Annotated in this window: 22 protein-coding genes and 2 pseudogenes; 11 read left to right on the top strand and 13 right to left on the bottom strand. The window is 71.3% G+C overall.

The window, feature by feature from the left end:
• Positions 1 to 60: 60 nt before the first annotated feature.
• The 3 genes and pseudogenes from ACIPJI_RS32615 to ACIPJI_RS32605 all read right to left on the bottom strand — a co-directional run.
• Positions 61 to 1,509 carry a cellulose binding domain-containing protein gene (locus ACIPJI_RS32615; protein WP_402250528.1) on the bottom strand — a complete coding sequence of 483 codons (1,449 nt, stop codon included), beginning with the start codon at positions 1,507 to 1,509 and terminating at the stop codon, positions 61 to 63.
• A gap of 11 nt (positions 1,510 to 1,520) precedes the next feature.
• Entirely contained in the window at positions 1,521 to 3,074 is a 1,554-nt protein-coding gene (locus ACIPJI_RS32610) for a beta-N-acetylhexosaminidase (RefSeq protein ID WP_402250420.1), read from the bottom strand.
• Positions 3,075 to 3,086: 12 nt separating this feature from the next.
• A pseudogene (locus tag ACIPJI_RS32605) lies at positions 3,087 to 3,373 on the bottom strand (ABC transporter permease subunit); the annotation flags it as partial.
• Positions 3,374 to 3,622: 249 nt separating this feature from the next.
• On the opposite strand from ACIPJI_RS32605, the gene ACIPJI_RS32600 reads away from it, so the two are divergent.
• The 4 genes from ACIPJI_RS32600 to ACIPJI_RS32585 all read left to right on the top strand — a co-directional run bounded on the left by ACIPJI_RS32600 (position 3,623) and on the right by ACIPJI_RS32585 (position 6,743).
• Positions 3,623 to 4,453, top strand: coding sequence for a GntR family transcriptional regulator (locus tag ACIPJI_RS32600; protein ID WP_307709792.1), 831 nt, complete (start codon positions 3,623 to 3,625; stop codon positions 4,451 to 4,453).
• A gap of 190 nt (positions 4,454 to 4,643) precedes the next feature.
• Positions 4,644 to 5,660 carry a tetratricopeptide repeat protein gene (locus ACIPJI_RS32595; protein ID WP_402250419.1) on the top strand — a complete coding sequence of 339 codons (1,017 nt, stop codon included), beginning with the start codon at positions 4,644 to 4,646 and terminating at the stop codon, positions 5,658 to 5,660.
• A 53-nt stretch (positions 5,661 to 5,713) separates the two neighbouring features.
• Positions 5,714 to 6,502, top strand: a complete 789-nt coding sequence (locus ACIPJI_RS32590; protein ID WP_307709790.1) for a GntR family transcriptional regulator — start codon at positions 5,714 to 5,716, stop codon at positions 6,500 to 6,502.
• Between the two features lie 25 nt (positions 6,503 to 6,527).
• On the top strand, positions 6,528 to 6,743 hold the full coding sequence (locus ACIPJI_RS32585) for a dodecin (protein ID WP_307709789.1): 216 nt from the start codon (positions 6,528 to 6,530) through the stop codon (positions 6,741 to 6,743).
• 148 nt (positions 6,744 to 6,891) lie between these two features.
• Here the strand turns inward: ACIPJI_RS32585 and ACIPJI_RS32580 are convergent, their stop codons facing one another.
• Positions 6,892 to 7,386: an HAD family acid phosphatase gene (locus tag ACIPJI_RS32580; RefSeq protein ID WP_307709788.1), complete on the bottom strand. Its 495-nt coding sequence runs from the start codon at positions 7,384 to 7,386 to the stop codon at positions 6,892 to 6,894.
• A 159-nt stretch (positions 7,387 to 7,545) separates the two neighbouring features.
• Here ACIPJI_RS32580 and ACIPJI_RS32575 point away from each other — a divergent pair, with 159 nt between their 5' ends.
• Positions 7,546 to 8,595, top strand: a complete 1,050-nt coding sequence (locus tag ACIPJI_RS32575) for an MsnO8 family LLM class oxidoreductase (protein ID WP_402250527.1) — start codon at positions 7,546 to 7,548, stop codon at positions 8,593 to 8,595.
• A gap of 332 nt (positions 8,596 to 8,927) precedes the next feature.
• Here the strand turns inward: ACIPJI_RS32575 and ACIPJI_RS32570 are convergent, their stop codons facing one another.
• A complete protein-coding gene (locus tag ACIPJI_RS32570; RefSeq protein ID WP_402250416.1) occupies positions 8,928 to 9,893 on the bottom strand; it encodes a LysR family transcriptional regulator in 966 nt (321 codons plus the stop codon).
• 36 nt (positions 9,894 to 9,929) lie between these two features.
• Here ACIPJI_RS32570 and ACIPJI_RS32565 point away from each other — a divergent pair, with 36 nt between their 5' ends.
• The 3 genes from ACIPJI_RS32565 to ACIPJI_RS32555 all read left to right on the top strand — a co-directional run bounded on the left by ACIPJI_RS32565 (position 9,930) and on the right by ACIPJI_RS32555 (position 12,867).
• Positions 9,930 to 10,826, top strand: coding sequence for a serine hydrolase (locus ACIPJI_RS32565; RefSeq protein WP_356624954.1), 897 nt, complete (start codon positions 9,930 to 9,932; stop codon positions 10,824 to 10,826).
• A gap of 96 nt (positions 10,827 to 10,922) precedes the next feature.
• Positions 10,923 to 11,690, top strand: coding sequence for an alpha/beta fold hydrolase (locus tag ACIPJI_RS32560; RefSeq protein ID WP_402250414.1), 768 nt, complete (start codon positions 10,923 to 10,925; stop codon positions 11,688 to 11,690).
• 136 nt (positions 11,691 to 11,826) lie between these two features.
• Positions 11,827 to 12,867, top strand: coding sequence for an MBL fold metallo-hydrolase (locus ACIPJI_RS32555; RefSeq protein WP_402250525.1), 1,041 nt, complete (start codon positions 11,827 to 11,829; stop codon positions 12,865 to 12,867).
• On the opposite strand, the gene ACIPJI_RS32550 is transcribed toward ACIPJI_RS32555, so the two are convergent.
• From ACIPJI_RS32550 to ACIPJI_RS32540, 3 genes are read right to left on the bottom strand one after another with little or no spacing between them, the layout of a single operon-like run.
• Positions 12,857 to 13,603, bottom strand: coding sequence for a succinate dehydrogenase/fumarate reductase iron-sulfur subunit (locus ACIPJI_RS32550; RefSeq protein ID WP_356624917.1), 747 nt, complete (start codon positions 13,601 to 13,603; stop codon positions 12,857 to 12,859). The genes ACIPJI_RS32555 and ACIPJI_RS32550 overlap by 11 nt on opposite strands.
• Positions 13,600 to 15,543, bottom strand: a complete 1,944-nt coding sequence (locus ACIPJI_RS32545; protein ID WP_356624916.1) for a fumarate reductase/succinate dehydrogenase flavoprotein subunit — start codon at positions 15,541 to 15,543, stop codon at positions 13,600 to 13,602. Before ACIPJI_RS32545 ends, ACIPJI_RS32550 begins: the two co-directional genes overlap by 4 nt.
• Before the next feature lies 1 nt (position 15,544).
• Positions 15,545 to 16,270, bottom strand: coding sequence for a succinate dehydrogenase (locus ACIPJI_RS32540; RefSeq protein WP_402250412.1), 726 nt, complete (start codon positions 16,268 to 16,270; stop codon positions 15,545 to 15,547).
• An 83-nt stretch (positions 16,271 to 16,353) separates the two neighbouring features.
• On the opposite strand from ACIPJI_RS32540, the gene ACIPJI_RS32535 reads away from it, so the two are divergent.
• The gene (locus ACIPJI_RS32535) at positions 16,354 to 17,274 is read left to right on the top strand and encodes a LysR family transcriptional regulator (protein ID WP_402250523.1); all 921 of its coding nucleotides are present in this window, start codon (positions 16,354 to 16,356) and stop codon (positions 17,272 to 17,274) included.
• Here ACIPJI_RS32535 and ACIPJI_RS32530 read toward each other — a convergent pair.
• From ACIPJI_RS32530 to pip, 4 genes are all read right to left on the bottom strand, one after another.
• Positions 17,244 to 19,406, bottom strand: a complete 2,163-nt coding sequence (locus ACIPJI_RS32530; RefSeq protein WP_402250410.1) for a putative bifunctional diguanylate cyclase/phosphodiesterase — start codon at positions 19,404 to 19,406, stop codon at positions 17,244 to 17,246. The genes ACIPJI_RS32535 and ACIPJI_RS32530 overlap by 31 nt on opposite strands.
• Positions 19,403 to 20,212 (bottom strand): SAM-dependent methyltransferase, encoded by an 810-nt coding sequence (locus ACIPJI_RS32525; RefSeq protein ID WP_356624913.1) that lies wholly within the window; start codon positions 20,210 to 20,212, stop codon positions 19,403 to 19,405. Before ACIPJI_RS32525 ends, ACIPJI_RS32530 begins: the two co-directional genes overlap by 4 nt.
• A 261-nt stretch (positions 20,213 to 20,473) precedes the next feature.
• Complete coding sequence (locus ACIPJI_RS32520) at positions 20,474 to 21,442, bottom strand: SCO0930 family lipoprotein (RefSeq protein ID WP_356624911.1); 969 nt, start codon at positions 21,440 to 21,442, stop codon at positions 20,474 to 20,476.
• A gap of 216 nt (positions 21,443 to 21,658) precedes the next feature.
• Positions 21,659 to 22,621 carry a prolyl aminopeptidase gene (gene pip / locus ACIPJI_RS32515; protein ID WP_402250408.1) on the bottom strand — a complete coding sequence of 321 codons (963 nt, stop codon included), beginning with the start codon at positions 22,619 to 22,621 and terminating at the stop codon, positions 21,659 to 21,661.
• A 56-nt stretch (positions 22,622 to 22,677) separates the two neighbouring features.
• Here pip and ACIPJI_RS32510 point away from each other — a divergent pair, with 56 nt between their 5' ends.
• Entirely contained in the window at positions 22,678 to 23,256 is a 579-nt protein-coding gene (locus ACIPJI_RS32510; protein WP_356624909.1) for a helix-turn-helix domain-containing protein, read from the top strand.
• A 123-nt stretch (positions 23,257 to 23,379) separates the two neighbouring features.
• Complete coding sequence (locus ACIPJI_RS32505; RefSeq protein ID WP_356624907.1) at positions 23,380 to 23,925, top strand: hypothetical protein; 546 nt, start codon at positions 23,380 to 23,382, stop codon at positions 23,923 to 23,925.
• 102 nt (positions 23,926 to 24,027) lie between these two features.
• Here ACIPJI_RS32505 and ACIPJI_RS32500 read toward each other — a convergent pair.
• A pseudogene (locus ACIPJI_RS32500) lies at positions 24,028 to 24,526 on the bottom strand (hypothetical protein); the annotation flags it as partial.

The raw sequence follows: 24,526 nt of genomic DNA, 5'->3' as shown, positions 1-24,526 counted from the left end.
GAACGCACCGAGTGGTGGAAAGGGCGGGCACGGAAACCGCACCCGCCCATCACAAGGCTTTCACCCGGTGGCCGGAACGCTGTCCTCGAAGCCGATCCCCGCCGACCGGTACGCGGCTACCTTCGCGGCGGCCTGCGCGGGGGTGAGGACCTGATCCTTGACGTGCAGCACGTAGTCGACCTTCTGGTCGTAGGAGCGGGGCGTGGTGCTGCCCTGACCCGCCAGGTCGATCAGCCACTGATTGAAGTTGATGCTCATCGTGCGCTCGGGAAGGTAGCGGGCGTCGTGCCGGCCGAACTCGCGGCCGTCGACGTAGTAGACGATGCTGCTGTCGTCGATGGTGAGGACGAGGTCGTGCCATCCGGCGTAGCTCGCCCGGACCTCGGAGTGCTGGTTGACGGCCTCCCACGGGTCGGGCCGGTAGGTCTCCCACGAGGTGGTGTACAGGATGTTGGCGGGCTCGCCCCAGCCGCCGTTGGGCAGGTACTCGAAGTCGTACTCGGCGTAGTCGTCCGCCATCGGGGCCTTGAGGTCGTTGATGGTGAAGAACGTCTGGACGAGGTGGTCGCCGTCCGGACCGGACCGTGGAGCGTCGGAGAAGTGGACCCGGGCCGCGTAGGTGCCGTTCTTGAACTTCATGTCCTTGGTGAGGATCTCGGTGTGTTCGGTGGTCGCGCCACTGCCCGCGGTGGAGGTCTCCAGGTTCATGATCGAGTTGGTCCCCTCCTTGGCGAAGCTGACGTTCTCGGGTGCCCAGGTCGCTCCGGGTACACCGGGGCCGCCCGCGTTGGAGCGGATGTTCCAGCCGTGGGCGCCGATGGCCGGGTCGGTGTGCGAGGTGTAGTCGAAGTCGTCGAAGAGGGCGGGCCCGTCCGCCGGCGGGTCGGTGGGGTCCGTCGGATCGGTGGGGTCGGTGGGGTCGTTGCCGGCGGGGGCCGTCCCCCAGACCGTCGGGCCGCCGACGCTCGCCGTGACCTTGGTCCAGTCGCCGTACGAGGTGCGGCCGGGGCCGAAGGAGTAGTCGTCGCTCTGGTTGAGGGGGCGCCAGTCGGAGCGGTGGAAGCGCAGTTGCATGTCACCGGTGTCCGCGCCCGGCGCGAGGCTGCCCGCGCCCGCCCGGAACCCGACCTCCAGGTAGCGGTCCGCGTCGGCGGTGGGGGCCGCGAGCGTGCCGAACGTGCCGGTGATGTTCGCGCAGCCCCGTACCGCCCATGAGCAGGCGAAGGTGTAGGAGGCGCCGGCGTCGGCCTTGAAGTAGTAGCGGATGCGCACCTCGCTCAGGGAGAGCGTGGTGCTGCCGGAGTTGACGACCTTGAACCACGGCTCCGCCTGGTCGCTGCCGCTCGAGCTCTGGCGGTACTGGACCTTCACCGAGGCGTCGGCGGCCGCGGCCGGCAGGGCGGACAGGGTGGCGCAGCCGAGGCCGGCCACCACGGCGGCGGCCAGTGCGGCACGTGCCCTGATGCCAGGGCGGGTACGGGTCCGGCCGGTACGCGCTGTTGTGCTCATGCTGGTGCTGGTCACCTGGTTTTCCTCTCGGAAGGGGTGGTCGTGGGGGGTCGGCTCGGGACGCCGAGGGCGCCGAGCCGGGCTCTGTGGTGGTGCAGCCGTGCGCTGAATCCCGTCCAGTCGCCGCCACCGCTCCAGGCGGTGTCGGCGAGGGCGCACAGCCGAGGGAAGGCGAGGTACTCGACGTGCTCGGCCGTGGTCACGTACTCGGTCCACAGCTGGGCCTGGGTGCCGAGCACACGGTCCGCGGCCTCCGCCTCCCAGTGGGCGGGGGCCGGCTCCGTCCCGTACACGGCCCGCAGATCGACGACCGCGCCGGGCTGGCCGGGCGGTTCGCCGGCATCGGCCGACTGCGGGTAGTCGAGGTAGGTGGAGCGGTAGGGCGCCATGATCACCTGCTGGCCGCGGCGGGCGGCGGCCAGGGCGTGGGCCTCGTCGCGCCACATCATGGCGGTGAACGAGGGCGGCAGGTCGAGGCCGGTCTCCGTCCAGCCGAGCGGCTGCCGCCCCCGCTCGTGCAGGTGGGCGCCGATCCGTCCCATGAACCATCCGTGCAGCGCCTCGGGGCCGCCGATGCCCTCCTGTTCGGCGCGCAGGCGTGCCGCGGGCGAGGCGTGCCACTCGGTGGTGGGGCACTCCTCGCCGCCGATGTGGACGTGCCGGGAGGGGAAGACTTCGATGACCTCGTCCAGGACGGTGCGACAGAAGTCGAGGACCTCGTCGTGCACACCGAGGACGGTCTCGCAGACGCCCCACTGCCTCCACACGTCCAGCCGGCGGCCCGGCCGGTTGCCGAGGTGCGGGTAGGCGGCGAGCGCGGCGCGGACGTGGCCCGGCATCTCGATCTCGGGCACGACGGTGACACCCCGGTCGGCGGCATGGGCGACCAGGGCGGAGAGCTCCGCCCTGGTGTAGGCGCCGCCGTGGGGCAGGCCGCCCACCTCGGTGAGCCTCGAGTAGGCGACGACGGGCATCCGCCAGCCCTGGTCGTCGGTGAGGTGCAGATGCAGCACGTTGAGCTTGTGCAGCGCCATGAGGTCGACGAAGCGCCGGAGGAACGCCACGGGCTGGAAGTGGCGGGCCACGTCGAGCATCGCGCCGCGCCAGGGGAAGCGGGGTACGTCGGTGATCTGCACGCAGGGCAGGGACCAGTGCGCATCGTTTGCGGGAGTGCCCGACAAAACAGCGGGGGGCAGCAGTTGGCGCAGGGTCTGGATGCCGTGGAGCAGCCCAGCGGGGCGGCCGGCGCGCAGCAGCACCGCGTCGGTCCCGACGGTGAGTCCGTAGCCCTCCGCGCCGAGCCCGGTGAGCTGGGGGTCGAGCGCGAGGACGACACGGCCGTCGGACGCGAGGGGCAGGGGCAGGCCGGTGGCCGGGGCGAGGTGGGTCCGCAGGAGGGCGGCGGCCGGCTCGGCTCCGCGGGTGGCTCGGATGGCCGTACGGCCGTCGAGCACGAACTCGCCTGTCGTCACGGTCAGTTGGGTGGGCCGGGGAATCAGTGCGGGACCGGTGCGCGGTCCGGTACGGGGTCCGCTGCGGGGTGGTCCTGTGAGGGGTGCGGGCATGTGTCGGCGCTCCTATCCCTTGACCGCGCCGCCGGTCATCCCGGCGGAGACCCGGCGCTGGAGCACCAGGAAGAGGACGAGTACGGGCAGGGCGAAGAGCGTGGAAGCGGCCATCGTTGCGCCCCAGTCGGTGCCGAAGACGTTCGAGTCTTGATGATCAGCATGTTGGCGAAGGCGAACTCGTTCCACGCGGTGATGAAGCCGAACAGCGAGGTCGCCAGGAGGCCCGGCGCGAGCAGCGGGAAGGTGACGCGGCGGAAGGCGGCGGCGCGGGTGCAGCCGTCGACCTGGTCGGCCTCGTGAGAGCGATGGCGGCGGCAGCGGCGATGGAGCGAAGCTTCAACTGATCCACCCCTGAGGTGAGTTGACCAATTGGTAAACTGGCCAACGGCGTGGCTAGAAGGTGGCATGGACCAATGTTGACGTCAAGGGCTTTGAAAACACTGGTTCGTTCAGCGAGCGAGCCTAGGGCTACGCAGATCACTGGTAAGCATTGTCGTTTACCATCTGACCAGTTGCCGACGACGTGGAGCAGAGAGGCAGGGTCCATGGAGAGCAGCTCTTCGGGCGCCGTACTGAAGCGGGAGCGGGTCAGGGAGTTCCTGCTCGGACTGATCGAGGCCGGGCGACCCGGCGACGCCATCCCCTCCGAGCGGACCCTCTGCGCCGAACTCGGCGTGTCCCGCCCCACCCTGCGTGCCGCCGTGGACGAACTCGTCGCCACCGGCCAGCTGCTGCGCGAGCACGGCCGCGGGATGTTCGTCGCACCGGCGAAGATCACCCAGGAACTCGTCTCCGACGAGGCGGCGTTCGCCGTCCCCCGCGCGGCAGGCGCTTGGTCGAGCCGTGTCCTGGAGCTCACCACCATCACCGCGGGCGCCCGGATCGGCCGCAAGCTGCGCATGTCCCCCGCCGCCGAACTGGTCTACATCGCCCGGCTGCGACTCGTCGACGGCGCCCCCATGGCGATCGAGCACCTGCACATCCCCGCCCGGCTCGTACCCTCCCTGACCCCGCAGGAGCTCGAGGCCGGAGACCTCTACGACCACCTGCGCGAACACCATCAGGTACACGTCGACCAGGCGGTCCAGTCGATCGAGCCGACCGTCGTCAACGAGGCGGAGGCCGCGGTGCTCGACGTGCCGGTCCTCTCCCCCGCGCTGCTGGTCGAGCGCCTCACGACGGACACCGCGGGCAGCCCCGTCGAGTACGTCCACTCGGTGTACCGAGGCGACCGCTACCGCATCGTCTCCCGTCTCGCGCTCGGCCCGTCCGCCGCACGCAACGACCGCCCGGCGGGCCACCATCCCGGCATCCCCCCGGGCGACTTCGCCCACGGCGACATCATCACGTCGTCGACGACCGGCGACGCGTACTGAACCCACCCTCAGCCGCCACGACCACAACGATGCAGGTCAGGTGGGTCGGACGTACATCTGGATGATGACAGGCGGCCCGCGGGTAGCACTTCGGGGCGAGTGCGGAACACATAAGGAGACTGATCCGCCGAACAGCCCCCGCCCCATAGCTTCTTGATCGAACCCCCCACGGTCAGGAGGCCCCCTCGACATGTACGGCAAAGCATTCGCTCCCGAGTACCAGGGCGCTCTGAGCTCGTCCCTCACGGTGAACTCCTCGTACGACGAAGTCCTCGCCACCGCGGAACGCGCCCGGCGCGACGCGGGCAGCGACCTCGACGCGGCCCGTGCCGCGCTCGCCCTCGCCGAGGCGGGCCGGCGACTGGGGCGCGCCGCGCAGGCGGGCGCGGCATGGCGCGACAGCTACCGCTGCGCCCGGCGGGCGGGCGACCCGGCGGGGATGGCCTGGGCTCTGTGGAGCGGCGGGACACTCGCCCGCCAGTGCGGCTCCCTGCCGCTCGCCCGGCGGCTGCTCTCCGCGGCCGTCGCGTTCGCCGACGCCTGCGGAGAGCGGCTCGCCCACGGCTACGCCCTGGCCGGCCTCGCAGAGACCGGACGCATACAGGGCGACTACGCGGCGGTGGCCGACCTGCACGAACAACTCCTCCACGAGGCGCGGGCCCACGGCGAGTCCCGCCACATCGTCTGGGCCATGTCCGGCATCGCGCAGATGCACCGGAACACGGGCGACCATCACAAGGCTCTGGAACTGTTCACCGAATGCGTACGGATCGCGTCGGAGGCCGACGACGCGCGGGGCCGCGCCTGGTCACTGCGGGGCATGGCCGACGTGCTGTCCCTGCGCGGCGACACCGACCGGGCGCTGGCGCTGCTGAGCGAGGCCGAGGCCGTCTGCCGCGATCTGGAACTCGCCGGCGCGCTGGCCTACAACCACAAGATGCGCGGCAACGTGCTGTACCGGGCGGCCCGCTACGAGCAGGCGTGCACGGCCTACACGTGTGCGCTGCGCGCGTTCCGTGAGATGAACGAGGCACGGGGCACCGCGCTCGCCCGCCTCGGGCTCGCCAAGGCGCGCTCCCGCCGCGGCCGCGCGCCTGCCGCGACCCTCACGGAACTCGCCGAGCTGGAGAGGGAGTTCGAGCGGATCGGACTGAGGCAGGCACGCCAGTCCGTGGTGGCCTTCCGGTCCGAGCTGGCCGCCGCCTGAAAGGGCCGTATCCTCGGCCCATCACGCTCACGGGCTCTCGGGAGGGGACGGCGATGAGGGACGAGGGCGCGCCCAGGGCGGCGCTCAAACGCGAGCGCGTACGGGCGTATCTGCTGGGCCTGGTCGACGACCGGCGCCCCGGCGACGCCATCCCCTCCGAACGCACCCTCTGCGCCGCCCTCGACGTGTCGCGCCCCACCCTCCGCGCCGCCGTCGACGAACTCGTCGCCACCGGGGCGCTGGTACGGGAGCACGGTCGCGGCATGTTCGTCGCCCCCGCCAAGATCACCCAGGAGCTGGTCGGCGACTCGGCCCCGGCCGCCGCCCCGCAAGCACCGGGAACCTGGTCGAGCCGGGTGCTGGAGTTCCGCAGGACCGCCGCGGGCGCCCGTATCGGACGCAGGCTGCGGCTCTCCCCCGCCGCGGAGATCTTCCACGTCGCCCGGCTGCGGCTGGTCGACGGCGGCCCCGTCGGACTCGAATACCTGCACATCCCGGCCGGCCTCGCCCCTGATCTCACCCCGCGGCGGATGGAGTCGGGCTTCTACCGCTACCTGCGGGCCGAGCGGCGGATCGTCGCCGCCCGCGCGGAGCAGTCCATCGAGCCCACCGTGCTGAGCGAGGCCGAGGCGGAGCTGCTGGGCGTACCCGTCCTGTCGCCGGCGCTGCTCTTCGACCGCGTCACCTCCGACCCCGACGGCCGTCCGGTCGAGTACGTGCGCTCCCTCTACCGCGGCGACCGCTACCGCATCCTCTCCCGGCTCTCGCTCGGCCCCACGGGGGACGGCCGCCCCGCTCCCGACGCCTCGCGGGAAGCCGACTGGTGGGGCACGGTGGAGTGAACGCACCGAGAGGAGCACGACACCCATGTCGAACCACACCTACCGCGTCACCGAGATCGTGGGCACCTCGCCCGACGGGGTCGACCAGGCCATCAAGAACGGCATCTCCCGGGCTTCGCAAACGCTGCGGGGCCTCGACTGGTTCGAGGTGACTCAGGTCCGCGGGCACATCGTCGAGGGTCAGATCGAGCACTACCAGGTCGGTCTGAAGGTCGGCTTCCGTCTCGAGGACGGCGACTGAGCACACGCGGCCGAGAACTCGCGACCGACGACACGCCGCCCCGTCCGTTCCGGGGCGGCGTGTGGCACGTCCCAGGTCCGGCCTCGATCGGCCCGGCTCAGGTGCGGGGCTGACCGGCCGGGGCCAGGTACGGGGCGACCGGCCCGGCTCAGGTGCGGCCCTCGCGCTCCTGAGCCTGGTGCATGGCAGGTGTCGTACTCGCCGCACCCCAGACCGCCCGCACGACACGGAACCCGGCGCGCTCCGCGTCCTGGCACACCAGCTCGTCGTCGTCCACCAGCATCCTGATCTCCCGGTCGCGGGAGAGCTGCCGCAGGATCTCGAGCTTGGTCCTGCGCGCGGGCCGCCGGTCGTCGTTGCGCCGCATGAAGATCCGCCCCTGCGGCAGCCCCTGTGCCGCGAGCCAGTCCACGGTGTCCTTCCTGCAGCGCTCCGGCCGGCCGGTCAGATACAGCACCTCGCACTCCTGCGCCGCCTTCAGGCACAGCGCCACGCCCTCGGCGAGCGGCGGGTCCTCGGGGGCGGCGGCGAAGAAGGCGTCCCACGCGCGCGGCTTGCGTTCCAGCAGATGCTGGCGGTGCCCGGCGTCGGAGAGCGTTCCATCGAGGTCGAATACGGCCAGCGGCCTGCTGCTCTGCGTCACGCCGGTCACCCTAGGCCCTTGACCCTGGTCCGGCCGGATCGGGACCGGCGGCGGGACCCGGAGGACGGGCCAGGATCGGGGAGAACGGGACCGGGCGGACGTGGCCGGGCCGTGCGCGAGTCAGGGCGGCACATCGGGAATCCTCACGCGGTGAACGCGTTGAACCGTGATGTGAGCTCCCTGACCGCGTCCACCGTCCATCTGTCGGTACTCGACCGTTCCCGCACCCGTGAGGGGTACGACGGCCCTGCCGCGCTGCGGGACACCGTGAGCCTCGCCCGGCAGGCCGAGGCCCTCGGCTACCACCGCTTCTGGGTCTCCGAGCACCACGGCGTCCCCGGCGTCGCGGGTTCGGCGCCGACGGTACTCGCGGCGGCGGTCGCCGCCGCGACCACCTCGATCCGCGTCGGCACCGGCGGGGTGATGCTGCCCAACCATCAACCCCTGGTCGTGGCCGAGCAGTTCGGCGTGCTGGAGTCGCTCTTCCCCGGCCGGGTCGACATGGGGCTCGGCCGGTCCGTCGGCTTCACGGACGGTATCCGCCGCGCGCTCGGCCGCGACAAGCAGGACGCGGAGGACTTCGAGGCCAGGCTGGAGGAACTGCTGGGCTGGTTCACCGGCGACCGGGCGGCGCATCCACACGTCCGTGCCCGCCCCTCGGAGGGGCTCCGGATCCCTCCGTTCCTGCTCGCCACCGGTGAAGGCGCAAGGATCGCAGCCCGTGCCGGTCTGCCGCTGGTCATCGGCGATCTCCGTGGCCGGGACCGGCTGCTCACGGCCGTGGAGGGCTACCGGCGGGACTTCCGTCCTTCCGCGTGGGCGGAGCGGCCGTACGTGGTCGTCGCGGGGACGGTCGCGGTCGCCGACAGCGAGGAGGAGGCACGCCGGCTGCTGATGCCGGAGGCCTGGTCGATGGCGTACTCCCGCACTCATGGGACGTTTCCGCCGCTCCTGCCGCCCGAGCGCATCGAGGCGCTGGAGATGACCGCCAAGGAGCGCGGTCTCTACGAGTCGGGGCTGAGCGGCCACATCGCGGGCACCGAGGAGCAGGTCGCCGACGCCCTGAAGTCGGCGGTCGAGGAGAGCGGGGCCGACGAGGTACTGGTCACCACCAGCACGTACGACCGCGCGGCGCTGCTTGACTCGCTCCGGCGTCTCGCCCGGGTGGCCGGGCTGCCCTCCCGCGACCTGACGGGCGCGGCCGCCTGACCGGCCCCGACGCCGATCCCGCGCCGCGTGCCCGACCGTGCCGGGTCGGCCCGCGCGCGCACCACAAGCAGAGAGGTCCTGGGACGGACCGCGTCGCCCACCACGGGCTGACCGGTCCGGGGGACGGGGCGCCCGACAGGGTCGTGCCCTGGCCCGGATACGCCACCCGACTCCTGCCCGGATACACCACCGCGCACTGCCCGCCCCCGGCCGGATACCTCCCCGGCGGGGCCCTTCGCCGGCCTCCTCCGCCCGGCGCCTTCGCCCCGAAGACCACCGACCAGGGCACGGCACGCCCTTGCGGCCCGCCCCCGGCGTCCCCGCCCGGCACCTCACCCGAAAACCACCGACCAGGGCCGCGGCCCGTCGCCGGCCAGGGTCTCGGCGGCCGGTGCCGCGCCGCCGAGGGCCGGGGTACGGTCGCGGGCCAGGACGTCCGCGGCGACGGCCGCGAACTCCGCGGCGGCCCTGTGCGGTGACTGCCCCGGCCAGGCCGCGCGGATCCGCTGCGCGAGCGGCCGGCCCGCCAGGGGCCGCCAGACCACCCTGGGCTCCTTGCGGGCCACCGGCCCCTGGTCGAAGGCGACCCCGTGGCCGGCCGTCACCAGGCCGATGAGGAACTCGGGGTTGCGGGCCTGCCGCACCTTGCGGGGGACGAAGCCGGCGGCGCGGCAGATCTCGAGCGTCGTGTCGTACCAGCCGGGGGCAGAGGCCCTCGGGAAGAGGACGAGGTCCTGGCCCGCCAGGTCGGCCAGCGCGACCTCCGGGAGCCGGGCGAGGGGCGAGGTGCGGGGCAGCACCACACCCAGCTCGAGCCGGGCCTCCGGTCCCAGCTCCAGGCCGCTGACGTCCGCCGGCTGCTGGACGAGGCCGATGTCGAGACCTCCCGAGGCCAGCAGCCGGAGCTGCTCGTCCGTCGTCAACTCCTGGAGGTCGAAGCGCAGGGCCCGTTCCCGGCATTCGGCGACCAGCGCCCCCAGCACCGCCGCGGAAGTGTCAGGCGGTACGCCCGCGCGCAGCGTGCCGAGGTCGCCGTCGCGGGCACGGCACACGAGCGCCCTGGTGCGCTCCTCGCGGGCCAGCAGGTCCCGCGCCTGGTCCACGAGTACGGACCCGGCAGGGGTGAGCTGTACCTGCTGCCGTGACCGGTCGAAAAGTTCCGCGCCGAGCTCGTCCTCCAGCTTGCGCACGGCACGGCTGAGCGGCGGCTGGGCCATGCCGAGGCGGTCGGCCGCCCGCCCGAAGTTCAACTCGTCGGCCACAACGACGAAGATACGCAAGTGGCGCAGGAGATCCACGGGACGACCCTAGGCGACAGGAGCGGTGGCCGAATGCTGATCGAGGAGAGACTGCGAGCGGTGTTCGCCGGAGCGGGAGCCGAGGGCGTCCTGCACGCCGTGGACATCGACGGCCCCGGTGAGGCGGGGTACGGCGCCGATGAACCGGTCGTCGTCGCCTCGGTGTTCAAGGTGCTGCTCGTCCTGGAGTTCGCCCGGCAGTCGGCCGCCGGCCAGCTCGATCCCCGGGAGCGGGTCCGGGTGACGTCCGAGCGCCGCCTCGGCGGCTGGGGCACCGGTGGCTGTCTCGACGATGTGGAGCTGTCGCTGCGCGACCTCGCCCACTTCGCGATGGCGGTGAGCGACAACACGGCCGCGGACCTGCTGATGGAGCGCGTGGGTCCGGACACCGTGGCGATGCTGGCGAAGGAACTCGGGCTCGTCGACACCCGGATCGTGGGCGGACCCCGACAGGTGCTGGAGTCGATGCTCGACGAGGTCGGTGCGCGGGACGAGCGGGAGTTCGCCGCGGTCTTCCCCACACTGTCCGCCGCCGACGTGCGCGGCCTCGGCGTGTACGACCCCGCCCGCACGAACGCGAGCACGCCGCGCGAGATGACGCGCCTGCTCCGGATGGTGTGGCGGGACGAGGCGGGGCCGCCCGAAGCCTGCGCGCAGGTAAGGGATCTGATGGGTCGCCAGGTGTTCCGTCACCGGCTCGCCGCCGGGTTCGGCGACGGCGTGCGCGTCGCGGCCAAGACTGGCACGCTGCCGGGGCTGCACAACGAGGTCGGCGTGGCCGAGTACCCGGACGGCGGCAGGTACGCGGTTGCCGTGTTCGCCCGTACCCCGGCCCTGCAGGCGAACCACACGGAAACGGACGTGGCGATCGGCGCGGCGGCCCGGACGGCGGTGGACCTGCTGCGCGGCCTCGGGCCCGAACACCGGCCCTGACCTGCGGTCAGGGCCCGTGCCGGAGGATCGGCGGTGGTGGACCTCTCTCGTCGCTACTCTCGTCTCTTCACGATCTTGACTGCCGAGGAGCAGACTGTGCGCAATGCCACCGTGACACCAGAAGGCGACCGGATCCGCTGGGTCGAGCTGCCGGGGCAGGAGCCGTCGCGCGTCTACGTGCATGGGCTGGGCGCCACTTCGCCTGCCTACTTCACGGAGGTCGCGGTTCATCCTCTGCTGGCCGGCAGCCGTTCACTGCTGATCGACCTGCTCGGTCACGGCATCAGCGACCGGCCGACAGGCTTCGACTACAGCCTGGAATCCCACGCGGACGCCCTCGCCGTGGCCCTGACCTCCGCGGGCGTCACCGGCGCGGAGCTGGTCGCGCACAGCATGGGAGGCTCGGTGGCCATCGTCCTGGCGGCCCGGCATCCGCACCTGGTCTCCCGTCTGGTGCTGATCGACGCCAACCTCGACCCGATCCCGCGTGCGCCCGCTTCTGGAGGCAGCAGCGGCATCGCCGCCTATTCCGAGCAGGAATTCGTGACGGACGGATGGAAAGAGGTCCGTGACCGGGTCGGCTCCCACTGGTGGTCCACGATGCGCCTGGCCGGCCGTGAGGCCCTGCATCGCAGCGCGTTGCACCTGACCCGCGGCACCGTCCCCACCATGCGCGAGCTCCTCCTGGACCTGAAGATTCCCCGCACCTACCTGCTGCCCGAGACCGACGGCCCGCTCCCGGGCGCCGACGCACTCACCGAAGCCGGAGTGTCCGTCGTCGCGATACCGGACTGTGGACACAACATCATGCTCGACAACCCGGAGGCATTCGTCCGCGCCGCCGCTGAGGCGCTCGCGGACTGAAGAGAGCCGACCGGCAGTCATGCTCATTCGGGTATGGATCGTGAGGCACTGCGGTCTTGGACGGGAGCCGCCCGGGCCTGATCTCCTCTGGCTCATGAGCGAACACACGAGTGAGCACATGAGTGACCCGATGAACATGAGTGACCCGATGAACGGCCCTCAGCACGGCGGCCGGAGGACCTTCGTGCGGCGGACGCTGCTCCGCGGAGCGGCGCTCGGTGCGGCGGCGCCGCTGCTGCCGGCGGGGGCGGCGGCTGCGGCAGCGGCAGCGGCAGCGGCAGCGTCGAACGGGCACCGGAAGGCCGCCACGGCACCCGCCGGCTCCGCGACCCTGCGGTGGCTCGGCACCTCGGGCTGGCGCATCGGCATCGGCGGCAGGACCGTCCTGTTCGACCCGTACATCACCCGCTTCCCGACCGGCCTGTTCGGCCCGAAGGGCAGCTTCGACGCGACCACCCCGCTGCAGTGCGACGAGGAGTTGGTGACACGGCACGCGGGCAGCCCGGAGCTGGTGCTGGTCAGCCACACCCACTGGGACCACATCAACGACGTGCCCCACATCGCGCGTTCGACGGGCGCCCGCGTCATCGGCACCGAGACGACGTACCACGTGCTGCGGGCGCTCGGCGTGGACGCCGGGCAGATCAGCGTGGTCAAGGGCGGCGAGGTGCTCGACTTCGACGGCTTCACCGTGGAGGTCGTGGCCAGCCGGCACAGCCGAAACGCCAAGTGGTCCTACTTCGCGCCGGGCACGCTGAACGCCGTGCCGCGCCGCGCCCCGCGGACGATCTCCGACCTGCCGGAGGGCGACACGCTCGCCTTCCAGGTGAGTGTGAAGGGCGGTCCGTCCGTCTTCCTCATGGGCGCGAGCGACTTCGAGGAGCGGGCCGCGAGCGGGCTGCGACCAGATGTACTGATGGCGGCCACCCCGTCGAGCACGGCGACGTACCGCTATCTCCAGAGGCTGCTGGGCGCGCTCGGTGACCCCGCGACCGTCGTCCCGGTCCACTGGGACAACTTCGAAAGGCCGCTGAGCCTGCCGCCGCAGCGTGATCCGGTCATGGACCTGGACGGGTTCACGGACCTGATCCGGACGCTCTCCCCCACCTCGAGGATCGTCGTTCCCGACTACGGGACCCTCTACGGCGCCGACATGCGGCCGGCGGTCACCGCCTGACCTTGCGCGTGGCGCGCAGCCACTCCTTGTTCATCGCGGCGATGGACGGCAGCGGGATCCCCTTCGGGCAGGCGGTCGCGCACTCCCCGGTGAGGGTGCAGCCGCCGAAGCCCTCGTCGTCCATGGCCGCGACCATGTCGAGCACCCGGGTCTCACGCTCCGGAGCGCCCTGGGGCAGCACATTGAGGTGGTTGACCTTGGCCGACGTGAACAGCATCGCGGACCCGTTGGGGCAGGCGGCCACACACGCCCCGCAGCCGATGCACTCGGCGTGCTCGAAGGCGAAGTCGGCGTCCGGCTTGGGCACAGGAGTGGCGTGCGCGTCGGGGGCCGAGCCGGTCGGAGCGCTGATGTAGCCGCCGGCCTGGATGATCCGGTCGAAGGCGGAGCGGTCGACGACCAGGTCCTTCACGACGGGGAAGGCCGAGGCCCGCCACGGCTCGACGTCGATGGTGTCGCCGTCGCGGAAGGAGCGCATGTGGAGCTGGCAGGTGGTGGTGCGTTCCGGGCCGTGGGCGTCGCCGTTGATGACGAGGGAGCAGGCGCCGCAGATACCCTCGCGGCAGTCGTGGTCGAAGGCGACGGGCTCCTCGCCGCGCAGGATCAGCTCCTCGTTGAGGGTGTCGAGCATCTCCAGGAACGACATGTCGGACGAGATGCCGTCCACCTCGTAGGTCGCCATGGCGCCGGGGGTGTCGGCGTTCTTCTGCCGCCAGATGCGCAGGTTGAGCTTCATGCGTAGCTCCGCTGAGTGGGGTGGACGTACTCGAAGACCAGGTCTTCCTTGTGCAGGACGGGAGGGGCGCCGGTCCCTGTGAACTCCCAGGCTGCCGCGTAGGCGAACTCGTCGTCCTTGCGGGCGGCTTCGCCGTCCGGGGTCCGGGACTCCTCCCGGAAGTGACCGCCGCACGATTCGGTGCGGTGCAGCGCGTCGAGGCACATCAGCTCGGCGAGCTCCAGGTAGTCGACGATGCGGTTGGCCTTCTCCAGCGACTGGTTGAACTCCTCGCCGGTACCCGGCACCTTGATGCGCCGCCAGAACTCTTCGCGGATCTGCGGGATCCGGTCGAGCGCCTTGCGGAGCCCTTCGTCGGTGCGGGCCATCCCGCAGAACTCCCACATGAGTTCGCCGATCTCTCGGTGGAAGGAGTCGGGCGTGCGGTCGCCGCCGACGGCCAGCAGCAGGTTCAGCCGGTCCTCCACCTCGGCGACGGCCTCGGTCACCGCGGGGTGGCCGGCGCCGACGGCGTCGAAGGTGCCACGGGCGAGGTAGTCGTTGATGGTGGACGGCAGGACGAAGTAGCCGTCGGCGAGGCCCTGCATCAGGGCGGAGGCGCCGAGGCGGTTGGCGCCGTGGTCGGAGAAGTTGGCCTCACCGATGGCGAAGAGGCCGGGGATCGTGGTCTGCAGGTCGTAGTCGACCCACAGGCCGCCCATCGTGTAGTGCACGGCGGGGTAGATCCGCATGGGAACCTCGTACGGGTTCTCGGCGGTGATCCGCTCGTACATCTCGAAGAGGTTGCCGTACTTCTCCTCGACCTTCTCGCGGCCCATCCGCCTGATCGCGTCGGCGAAGTCCAGGTAGACACCCTGCCCGCCGGGGCCGACACCGCGTCCTTCGTCGCAGACGTTCTTCGCCGCCCGTGAGGCGATGTCGCGGGGGACGAGGTTGCCGAAGGACGGGTAGATCCGCTCCAGGTAGTAGTCGCGTTCGTCGTCGGGGATCTCGTTCGGCGGTCGTGCGTCGCCGCGGGCCTTGGGCACCCAGATGCGGCCGTCGTTGCGCAGCGACTCGCTCATCAGGGTCAGTTTGGACTGGTGGTCGCCGGTGCGCGGGATGCACGTGGGGTGGATCTGGGTGAAGCAGGGGTTGGCGAAGTAGGCGCCGCGCCGGTGGGCCCGCCAGACGGCGGTGGCGTTGGAGTTCATGGCGTTCGTCGACAGGTAGAAGACGTTGCCGTAGCCACCCGTCGCGAGGACCACCGCGTCGGCGAAGTACGTGGAGATCCCGCCGGTGATCAGGTCGCGGGCGACGATGCCGCGGGCCCGTCCGTCGACGACGATCAGGTCGAGCATCTCGGTACGGGGGTGCATGGTGACGGCGCCGGCCGCGATCTGGCGGGAGAGTGCCTGGTAGGCGCCGAGCAGGAGCTGCTGGCCGGTCTGTCCGCGGGCGTAGAAGGTGCGGGAGACCTGGACGCCGCCGAAGGAGCGGGTGTCGAGCAGGCCGCCGTACTCTCGGGCGAAGGGGACGCCCTGGGCCACGCACTGGTCGATGATCTCGACGGAGATCTCGGCGAGGCGGTGCACGTTGGACTCGCGGGCCCTGAAGTCGCCGCCCTTGACGGTGTCGTAGAAGAGGCGGTGCACCGAGTCACCGTCGTTGCGGTAGTTCTTGGCCGCGTTGATGCCGCCCTGCGCGGCGATCGAGTGGGCCCGGCGCGGGGAGTCCTGATAACAGAACTGCTCGACGTGGTAGCCCTGTTCGGCGAGCGTGGCGCCCGCGGCGCCGCCGGCGAGGCCCGTGCCGACGACGATGACGGTGTGCTTGCGGCGGTTGGCGGGGTTGACCAGCTTCGCCTCGAAGCGGCGCCGGTCCCAGCGCTGCTCGACGGGTCCCGCCGGCGCCTTGGTGTCGGCGAGGGGCGCGCCGGTCGTGTGGTCGAGGTAGTCCATGTCAGCTCACGACTCCGGTCATGACGGCGACGGGTACGGAAAGGAAGCCGGCCGTGAGCAGCAGGGCCAGCCCGTCGGCGGCGGTCTTGAGGATGCGGTCGCGGGTGGCGTTGCCCATTCCGAGGGTCTGCGCGGCGCTCCAGAAGCCGTGCCGGATGTGCAGTCCGACGGCGAGCATCGCGACGATGTAGACGACGTTGCCGTACCAGGTGGAGAACGTGGCGACGACGTTCTCGTACGGGTGGCCGGGCTGGGCGTTCTCGTTGACGGTGAGGGTGGTCAGGTCCAGCAGGTGCCAGACGATGAACAGCGCCAGGATGATCCCGCCCCAGCGCATGGTGCGCGTCGCGTAGCTCGATCGCCGCTTCCGGTGCACGTACTTGTCCGGACGTGCCGCGATGTCGCGGCGGCTGAGCTGGTAGGCGGCGACGCCATGACCGACGACGGCGAGGAGCAGCACCACCCGCACGAGCCACAGGGCCCATGAGTAGTGCAGCACGGGCTCGCCCATGGTCCGCAGCCAGTGCCCGTACGCGTTGAACTCGTCCGCCCCGAAGAAGATCTTGAGGTTGCCCATCATGTGGGCGACGAGGTAACCGAGCATGATCAGGCCGCTGACGGCCATGACCGTCTTCTTGCCGACGGTGGACCGCCAGAACAGCCGAATGACGGACGGTTGCCGGCCCGTCCTCGACGGCTTCTCTTCCGTCCTCGTTCCCAGTGCCATGCCGTCGACGCTAGGGCCGGAGGGGTCCAGAGGTCCAAGACATGATCCGGCTCATGTCCATAGCCATGGGCTATCGTGGCCGGATGCAGCTGCAGCAGCTCCTCTACTTCGTCGCCGTCGCTGAGACCCGCCATTTCACCCGCGCCGCCGAGCGTGTCCATGTCTCGCAGCCGTCGCTCTCCCAGCAGATCAGAGCGCTGGAGAAGGAGCTGGGCGCGGACCTGTTCGGCCGGGCCCGGGGCCACATCGCCCTCACGGACGCGGGCGAGACCCTGCTCCCCCTCGCGCGGCGCATCCTCGCCGACGCCGACACGGCCCGCCGTGAGGTCCAGGAGCTGGCCCAGCTGCGCCGGGGGCGGGTGCGGCTGGGTGCCACGCCGAGCCTGTGCACAGGCCTGCTGCCCGAGGTGCTGCGCACCTTCCACGATCTGCACCCGGGTATCGAGCTGCTGATCGAGGAGTCCGGCTCGCACGACCTGGTGCGGGAGCTGGCCCGCGGCTCCCTCGACCTCGCCCTCGTCGTGCTGCCCCTGCCGTCGCCCTCCCCCGCGCTGACCACCGTCGAACTGCTCAAGGAGGACCTGGTCGTGGTGTCGTCGCCGCAGGCCCGCGCGCCCCGCCGTCCGGTGCGGATCGCCGACCTCGCCGGCGAGCCGCTGGTGATGTTCCGGCACGGCTACGACCTGCGGGAGCTGACCGTCGCCGCCTGCCGCGCGGAGGGCTTCGAGCCGACGTTCACGGTGGAGGGCGGCGAGATGGACGCGGTGCTGGGCTTCGTACGGGCCGGGCTCGGCGTCGCCGTCGTGCCCCGTACGGTCGCCGAGCGGGCCGGCGGCGACCTGCGGGTGACCCCGCTGGCCGGTCCGGGTCTGCGGCGAACCGTCGCGCTGGCCCACCGCAGCGATGTGGCGCCGCCCCGGGCGGCCCGCGAGCTGCAGCGTGTGCTGCTGGACTCGATGGCCGCCGCGGGAGGTCAGACGGCGTCGGCCATCACCAGCGTGTGAATCCGGTCGGGTGCGCCCGGCCGCGCGTAGTACCAGCCCTGCGCGGTGTCGCAGCCGAGTTCCCTCAGCTGCTCGGCCTGGGCGCCGGTCTCCACCCCTTCCACCGTCACGGCCAGCTCCAGGCTGTGTGCGAGGGACACGATGCCCTCGACGATCTTCAGGTCGACGGGGTCGGCGGGATGACGCTGCATGCCCTGGGTGAAGGAACGATCGAGCTTCAGCACGCTCACCGGCAGCCGGCGCAGGTTGGCCAGGTTGGAGTAGCCGGTTCCGAAGTCGTCGAGCGCGATGTCCACGCCCATCTCCGCCAGTTGCCGCAGCGGCTTGAGCCGGTCCTCGTCGGCGCCGATCAGCGCCGACTCGGTGACCTCCAGACAGAGCGCGCCCGGTTCCAGGCCTGAGCGCTCGAGCACGTCGACGGTGTCCGCCACCAGCCCGGGATGCTGGAGCTGGGCGGGCGAGAGGTTGACGTTGATCCGCAGCGGGCCGCCGTCGGTGTGCCGCTTGCTCCAGAACCTGGCCTGGCGTGCGGCCTCCTGAAGCACCCAGCGGCCGAGCGGCACGATCAGTCCCGTGCGTTCCGCGAGCGGTATGAACCGGTCGGGGCCGAGCACCCCGTGCTGCGGATGACACCAGCGCACCAGCGCCTCGGCGCCGTGCACGCTGCCGTCCCCGAGGTGCACCAGGGGCTGGTACTCGATGAAGAACTCACCGCGTTCCAGGGCGGCCGGCAGTGCGTTGGTCAGCCCGTGCCGGGTGATCGCGCGGGCGTCCGCCTCCGGGTCCGCGATCTCGAAGCGGTTGCCGCCCGCGGACTTGGCGCGGTACATGGTGATGTCGGCGCTGCGCAGCACCTCCGCGCTGGTGCGCTCCCCGGCAGGGCCCTCCACGATGCCGATGCTGCCGCGGACGGTGAACTCCCGCCCGTCGACACGGATCGGGGTGGCGAGGGCGCCCAGGATGCGGGTGGCCAGCTCGTCCACGGCGTTCTGCGTGTCGGGCCCGGTCGTCAGCGCGACGAACTCGTCGCCACCGAGCCGCGCGACCATCTCGCCCGGCGCGGTGGCGCAGCTCTGCAGCCGGTCGGCGACCTCCACCAGCAGCCGGTCGCCGGTGGCGTGGCCGAGGCTGTCGTTGATGGTCTTGAAGCCGTCGAGGTCGAGGTAGCACAGCCCGAAGCGGGTGCCGGCCGCCGCGCCGACGGCCTTCTCGAGACGCTCGAAGAACAGGGTCCGGTTGGGCAGACCGGTCAGCGCGTCGTGCGTGGCCTCGTACCGCAGTCGCAGATTGAGCAGCCGGCGCTCCGTGGTGTCCTCGAACAACGCCAGCTGGTACTGCGGCTCCCCGTCGGCGTCGCGCAGCAGGGAGACGGTCAGATTGGTCCACAGGACGGTGCCGTCGTTGCGGTAGAACGGCTTCTCGACCCGGTAGTGCTCGCGTTCCCCGGTCACCAGCTCCTCGTACAGCTGCCAGACGTGCGGCCGGTCCTCCGGGTGCGCCCAGTCGGTGACCTTGCGCCCGCGGACGTGGTTCTCCAGACCGCCGAACATCTGGGTCAGCGTGTCGTTGACCTCGAGCACGTTGCCCTCGAGGTCGGCGATCCCTATGCCGATCGCGGCGCCCTCGAAGACCGCGCGGAAGCGTGCCTCGGTGGCGTGCATGGCCTGCAGCGCCTCACTGCGCGCCAGCAGCGACGAGCGCGCGATGGACTCCTGCTCGGCCAGCGTCCGTTCCCGCAGCGCCTGGGCGAATCCGGCGGCGAGGGCGTGCTGGAGGCGGGCGCAGCGGGCGCGGTTCTCCTCCGCGGTCTGCTCGGGGTCGCCGCAGTAGAGCACCAGGTAGGCGTCGACGACGCCGAGGGTGCGACTGAGGGCGTCCGGGTCGGTGCAGTGTACGCCGACCAGCGCGGCCCCCACCTGTTGCGCGGGCTGTGCGGTGAAGGGGCGGGCATGGAGCGCACTGTTCAACTCCCTTGCGAGCGGCAGCAGATGCTGCTCGAACTCGGGTCGGGTGAGCGACGTTGCCGTAGCGGGGAAGATGGCACGGCTCCAGATGGTCGCGAACCGCCTGAGCCGGTCTTCCAGCACGTCCGCGTCCCCCTCGGACCCGGCCGCCCGTGACGTTTGCCTCACGCCTTGCGCCCCACCCCGGCGAAGCCGGAGAAGGCGTACGGATCCTCCTGGTCGACGGGCCCGTCGGGCCGCCAGTTCGGCATCGAGACCAGCCCCGGTTCGACCATCGTGTAGCCGTCGAAGAACCGGCCGACCTCCTCGCGCGACCGCATCACCAGCGGGTTACGGATGTCCCGGTACACACCGACCGTGCCACCGGCCTGTTCGGCCGGGAGGGGGATGCCCTCGAAGGAGGCGTGGGTGATCACCAGCAGGCTGCCGGGCGCCAGCGCGTCCCGCAGCTCGGCCACGGCCTCCCACGGCTCGTCCTCGTCCGTGAGGAAGTGCAGTACGGCGACGAGGAGCAGCGCCACGGGCCGTTCCAGGTCCAGAAGTTGTGCCTCGGGGCTGTCCAGGATCTCCCGCGGCTTACGCAGGTCGGCGGCGACGACGTCCGACTGTGTGTCGCCGTCGAGGACGGCCCGGCTGTGCGCGACCGCGACCGGATCGTGGTCCACGTAGAGCACCTTCGCCTCGGGACTGGCCCTGCGGGCGACCTCATGGACATTCCCGAAGGTCGGAATGCCGGAGCCGATGTCGAGGAACTGCGTGATGCCCTCGCCCACCGCGTAATTGACGGCGCGGCGCATGAAGGCACGGTTCGCCTGCATGATCTTGGGGAGTCCCGGCATGAACTCCATGGCCCTGCGCGCGGCCGCCCTGTCGACCTCGAAATTGTGGGAGCCGCCCAGGTAGAAGTCATAAATGCGGGACACGCTCGGCACCGATATGTCGATGCCTTGCGGGGCCCAGGCGGGACGCTCCATCGATGTCTCCAACAAGTCGCCACGGGGGAGTTCGGCCATGTCCATGGCCAGTGTTCGAGCCGAGGCTACTGATCGCCCGCCAAGAGGGCGAGCCCAAACGGAAATTAGCGGTCCGTTCTTGGTCACACCTGTTCGTCATGCGCCACCGGAACGCGACGTGGTCACATGCGTCCGGCAAACGCCCCCGCACATGCGTCGGACCCGCCGTCACGCGGAGGGGCGTGAGACGGGCCGACGCTGGTCGGAGGCGCAGCGTGGGGACTACTTGGGCGCTCCGACCGGCTTGCCCTCGGGCGAGACGGCGTACCAGGTGCCTCCGACGCCCTGGCCGTTGGTGTCACCCGGCTTGGAGTCGCCGGCGAAGGTGTAGATCGGCCAGCAGTCGATGGTCTGCTGCTCGATCCCGTCGGGCCGGTCGAAGGTGACGAAGCCCTTCTTCAGGATTCCGACGGTGTCGTTCTTGTCGACGGGCTCCACGACCGGCCACTTCTTCAGGCAGTCGCCGGTGCAGGCGGTCTTCATCGGCCAGGCCGAGTCCTTCATGAAGCGGTAGACGGTCATTCCGTTCTTGTCGACCACGATCTCACCGAGCTTGGGGTCCTTGCGGACGGAAAGCCCCGCGAGGTCGGCGGGCTCCGCACCCTCGTCGCCGCCCGCTTCCCCGCCCGCACCCGGTGCGGCCTTCTTGCCGTCGGGGGCGGCCGCGTACCAAGTGCCGCCCACGCCCTGGCCCTTGACGTCACCGGCCTTGGTGTCCTTGGCGTAGCGGTACATCGGCCAGCCGCCGATGGTGAGCTGCTTGGTGCCGTCCGCCCTGGTGACCTCGCCGATCAGGGAGGGGTCGACGCCGGGAGCCGCGGAGGCGCCGCCGGCCGCGACGACCGGCCAGGTCTTCGCGCAGTCGCCTTCGCAATTCGACTTCGGCGGTTCCGCGGTGTCCTTGTCGAACCGGTAGAGAGTGAGCCCCGCGCTGTCGGCGAGGACCTTGCCGAGCTCCTTGCTCTCCCAGACCGCGAGCTGCCCCGCCGGCTTGGCGGCGGCCGCCTCGCCGCCGGCGTCGGAGCCGTAACCGGCGTCGGAGCCGTAACCGTTCCCGGGCTGCGCGGGGTTGGCCGCGCCGACCGCTTGACCGTTGGGGGTCTCGGTGCCCGTCTCCTGACCGCACGCCGTCGTCAGCGCGAGTACGGCCGTCGCAGTCACCGCGAGCGAGGCGTTCCGCCAGGTGTTCATGTCCACTCCCGTGTTCATCCATCCGGTTCCGGCGCCCGGAGCGCCGTTCATGGTCCTAGGTACGGACGGGAGGGCGGCGTCTGTTCAACGTCTTCGAAAAAATCTTGTGAGTCGCAACCGCGAATGGTTGAAATCCCGCTTCCAACAGGTGAATTCACCCCATGTGGAGCCGTCGCGGAATTGGCCGGATCTCAACTGCCCCCTGGGGCACATCAGTCACTCGGTGTACCGGAATCGCTCCAGAGCGCCGATCACCCCGTCCCGCATCGTGGCACTTCCCTTGTGGCCGGAGTCGTCCACGACCACCAGTTCGGCGTCGGTCCAGACGCGACTGAGTTCCCAAGGCGTCTCGAGCGGCGTGCTGAGATCCAGACGTCCGTGGAAGAGCGCCCCGGGAATTCCTTTCAGTCGGCCTGCCTCACGCAGCAGCACGCCCTCCTCGAGCCATGCGCCGTGCGCGAAGTAATGAGCGGCGATCCGCACCAGCGCGATCCGCGCGTCCGAGGGCCGGCTACCGTACGGGTCGGGTCCGCCGTTCGGCTCGAGCGACACCACGGCGTCCTCCCAGCGGCACCAGTCGACGGCCGCCTTCTCCCGCACCGCCCGGTCCTCGCTCTCCATGAGTCCGGCGTACGCGGCCACGAGGTCACCGGCACGGTCGGCCTCCGGCACGCCGAGCCGGAAGCGGTGCCACTGCTCCGGGAAGAACCGGCCGACGCCCCGGTAGAGCCAGTCGATCTCGCGGCGGCGGGTGGTCGTGACGCCGTTGACGACGATCCCGGACACCCGTTCCGGGTGCCGCTCGGCGTAGGCGAGGAGCAGCGTTGATCCCCATGACCCGCCGTACAGCAGCCATCGCTCGATACCGAGGTGCTCACGCAACTGCTCCATGTCGGCGAGCAGATGACCGGTGGTGTTGTACCGCATGTCGGCGGCCGGGTCCGCCGCGTGCGGGGTGCTGCGCCCGCAGCCGCGCTGGTCGAAGAGCACGACCCGGTAGGCCTCGGGGTCGAAGTACCGGCGCATGCGGGGGTTGCAGCCGGAGCCCGGTCCCCCGTGCACGACGAGCGCGGGCCTTCCCCGCGGATTGCCGCACACCTCCCAGTGCACGAGGTTCCCGTCCCCCACGTCGAGCATCCCCTGCTCGTACGGCTCGATCGGCGGATACAGCTCTGCCATGGCCCGACGCCCTCCCGGCTCACCGACAATTACAACAGCGCTGTTACATTAGCCTCATGGCCTCGCCCGACCAAGACACCGCCGCCGCCCCCTCCCCCGGCCCCGAGCTCCTCGGCACCCGCCTGCGCCTCCTTCTGAACCTTCTCGACTCCGACGTCGCAGCGGTCTACGAGGACTTGGGGCTGGGGGGCCTGCGCCCCCGGTACGCCCCCGTCCTGCGCGCCCTGTCCGCCCACGGCCCGAGCTCGATCCAGGACCTGGCCCGGGCGACCGGCGTGACGCACTCGGCGGCGAGCCAGACGGTCGCCCAGCTCGTCAAAGAGGGCCTCGCCACAATCGGCCCCGGCAGCGACGGGCGCCGGCGCATCGCGACGCTCACCGCCGAGGCCGAGTCCCTGATGCCCGCACTGGACGCCGAGTGGCACGCAACCGCGGCGGCCGCCGCCGCTTTCGAGGCGGAGCTCCCTTACCCGTTGAGCCGCCTGATCGGCGAGGCGCTCGAGGCGCTGCGCCGGCGCCCCATGCGCGAGCGCATCGCGGACGCGGCACCCGATCTCCTGCCGCACCCAAGCGCGTCGACCGCACCTGAGCCCTGCGCGCCCCGAAGAGCCGATTCCGGGATCAACCAGAAATGACCCGTTTGCCCTACAGCGATCGCGGGGGACGAACACCGCTCTTAGCGTTTCGGTCATCGAGGTGCATTTCCCGACCCACGCGGAAATCGTTCCGCGACTGCTCCTCGGGACCGGAGGACCACCATGCGCGCGATACGTGCCGCATCCGCCGCTCTGCTCGGAGCGGCCGCACTCGCCCTGACGGCCCCCACAGCCGCGGCCGTCAACAACACCCCGTACGACTTCAATGTCACGCCCTCGACCGTCGCGGCGGGCGGTCGTGTCACCCTGACCGCGGGTGGCTGCCCCAGCACCACCACCGTCACCTCCGGTGTCTTCGACACCGTCACCATCCCCAGCAACGGCGCAGCGACGGCCACCGTCGACCGGGACGCCAGGCCGGGCGCGGTGTATTCGGTCCAGTTCAACTGCATCGGCCGGATCGGCACCGTCGACCTCACCATCGCCGGCGGGACCGCGAGCCCCACCGCGAGCCCCACCGCGAGCCCCACCGCCAGCTCCACCAGGACCGCCACCACCGCACCGCCCCAGGGTGTGCGCGGCGGCGTGGGCGGCAGCTTCGACGACATGAACGCCGTGGAGATCGCGGCGGGCGGCGCTCTCGTCGCGGCTGCCGCCACAGCGACGGTGCTCGTCGTGCGCAGGCGGTCGCCGAGCCGCCAGCACTGATGACGGCAACTGCTGCAACAGGCGCCGACCGCCCGTCGCCCCGAGTCCTCCAGAGGACTCGGGGCGACGGGCGGTTGCGGCCGGACCGGGAGGTTCAACCGGTCAGGCCGGACCGCCGACCGAGCGACGGCGGCGGACGATGAACAGGCTGCCGCCGACGGCCGCCGTGGCGACCAGACCCGCACCGATCGCCATCTCGACGTCGGTCGGGCCGATCGATCCGCCGAGACCGCCCTGCGCACCGCGCGCGGGGAGCACCCGGAAGGATGCCGTGGCGGTCTCCCTGGAGTCGTTGCACCGGACGGTCAGGCTGTAGTTGCCGGGCGTCGCGTTGTTGCGGACCCGGGCAGTGGCGACCGACTCACCGCCCCGGTCACCACCGGTTCCGCGGTCACCGCCGTTACCACCGGCACCGCGGTCACCGCGGTCACCGCCGTTACCACCGGCACCGCGGTCACCGCCGTCGCCACCGGCGCCGCGGTCACCACCGTTACCACCGGTGCCACGGTCACCACCGTCGCCACCGGCACCGCGGTCACCACCGTTACCCCGGTCACCACCGTCACCACCGGCGCCGCGGTCACCACCGTTACCACCGGCC

The sequence above is a fragment of the Streptomyces sp. NPDC086835 genome (assembly GCF_044745705.1).
Taxonomy (GTDB): Bacteria; Actinomycetota; Actinomycetes; order Streptomycetales; family Streptomycetaceae; genus Streptomyces.
Note: the sequence above shows the minus strand (reverse complement) of the source record. Positions and strands in the feature narration are given on the sequence as shown.

What these genes read in the sequence shown, in the direction of transcription:
- ACIPJI_RS32610 (WP_402250420.1), bottom strand. Translation starts at nt 3,074, where the DNA reads ATGCCCGCACCCCTCACAGGACCACCCCGCAGCGGACCCCGTACCGGA.
- ACIPJI_RS32585 (WP_307709789.1), top strand. Translation starts at nt 6,528, where the DNA reads ATGTCGAACCACACCTACCGCGTCACCGAGATCGTGGGCACCTCGCCC.
- ACIPJI_RS32615 (WP_402250528.1), bottom strand. Translation starts at nt 1,509, where the DNA reads ATGAGCACAACAGCGCGTACCGGCCGGACCCGTACCCGCCCTGGCATC.
- ACIPJI_RS32510 (WP_356624909.1), top strand. Translation starts at nt 22,678, where the DNA reads ATGGCCTCGCCCGACCAAGACACCGCCGCCGCCCCCTCCCCCGGCCCC.
- pip (WP_402250408.1), bottom strand. Translation starts at nt 22,621, where the DNA reads ATGGCAGAGCTGTATCCGCCGATCGAGCCGTACGAGCAGGGGATGCTC.
- ACIPJI_RS32525 (WP_356624913.1), bottom strand. Translation starts at nt 20,212, where the DNA reads ATGGAGCGTCCCGCCTGGGCCCCGCAAGGCATCGACATATCGGTGCCG.
- ACIPJI_RS32505 (WP_356624907.1), top strand. Translation starts at nt 23,380, where the DNA reads ATGCGCGCGATACGTGCCGCATCCGCCGCTCTGCTCGGAGCGGCCGCA.
- ACIPJI_RS32540 (WP_402250412.1), bottom strand. Translation starts at nt 16,270, where the DNA reads ATGGCACTGGGAACGAGGACGGAAGAGAAGCCGTCGAGGACGGGCCGG.
- ACIPJI_RS32520 (WP_356624911.1), bottom strand. Translation starts at nt 21,442, where the DNA reads ATGAACACCTGGCGGAACGCCTCGCTCGCGGTGACTGCGACGGCCGTA.
- ACIPJI_RS32545 (WP_356624916.1), bottom strand. Translation starts at nt 15,543, where the DNA reads ATGGACTACCTCGACCACACGACCGGCGCGCCCCTCGCCGACACCAAG.
- ACIPJI_RS32600 (WP_307709792.1), top strand. Translation starts at nt 3,623, where the DNA reads ATGGAGAGCAGCTCTTCGGGCGCCGTACTGAAGCGGGAGCGGGTCAGG.
- ACIPJI_RS32555 (WP_402250525.1), top strand. Translation starts at nt 11,827, where the DNA reads ATGAGTGACCCGATGAACGGCCCTCAGCACGGCGGCCGGAGGACCTTC.
- ACIPJI_RS32595 (WP_402250419.1), top strand. Translation starts at nt 4,644, where the DNA reads ATGTACGGCAAAGCATTCGCTCCCGAGTACCAGGGCGCTCTGAGCTCG.
- ACIPJI_RS32550 (WP_356624917.1), bottom strand. Translation starts at nt 13,603, where the DNA reads ATGAAGCTCAACCTGCGCATCTGGCGGCAGAAGAACGCCGACACCCCC.
- ACIPJI_RS32590 (WP_307709790.1), top strand. Translation starts at nt 5,714, where the DNA reads ATGAGGGACGAGGGCGCGCCCAGGGCGGCGCTCAAACGCGAGCGCGTA.
- ACIPJI_RS32535 (WP_402250523.1), top strand. Translation starts at nt 16,354, where the DNA reads ATGCAGCTGCAGCAGCTCCTCTACTTCGTCGCCGTCGCTGAGACCCGC.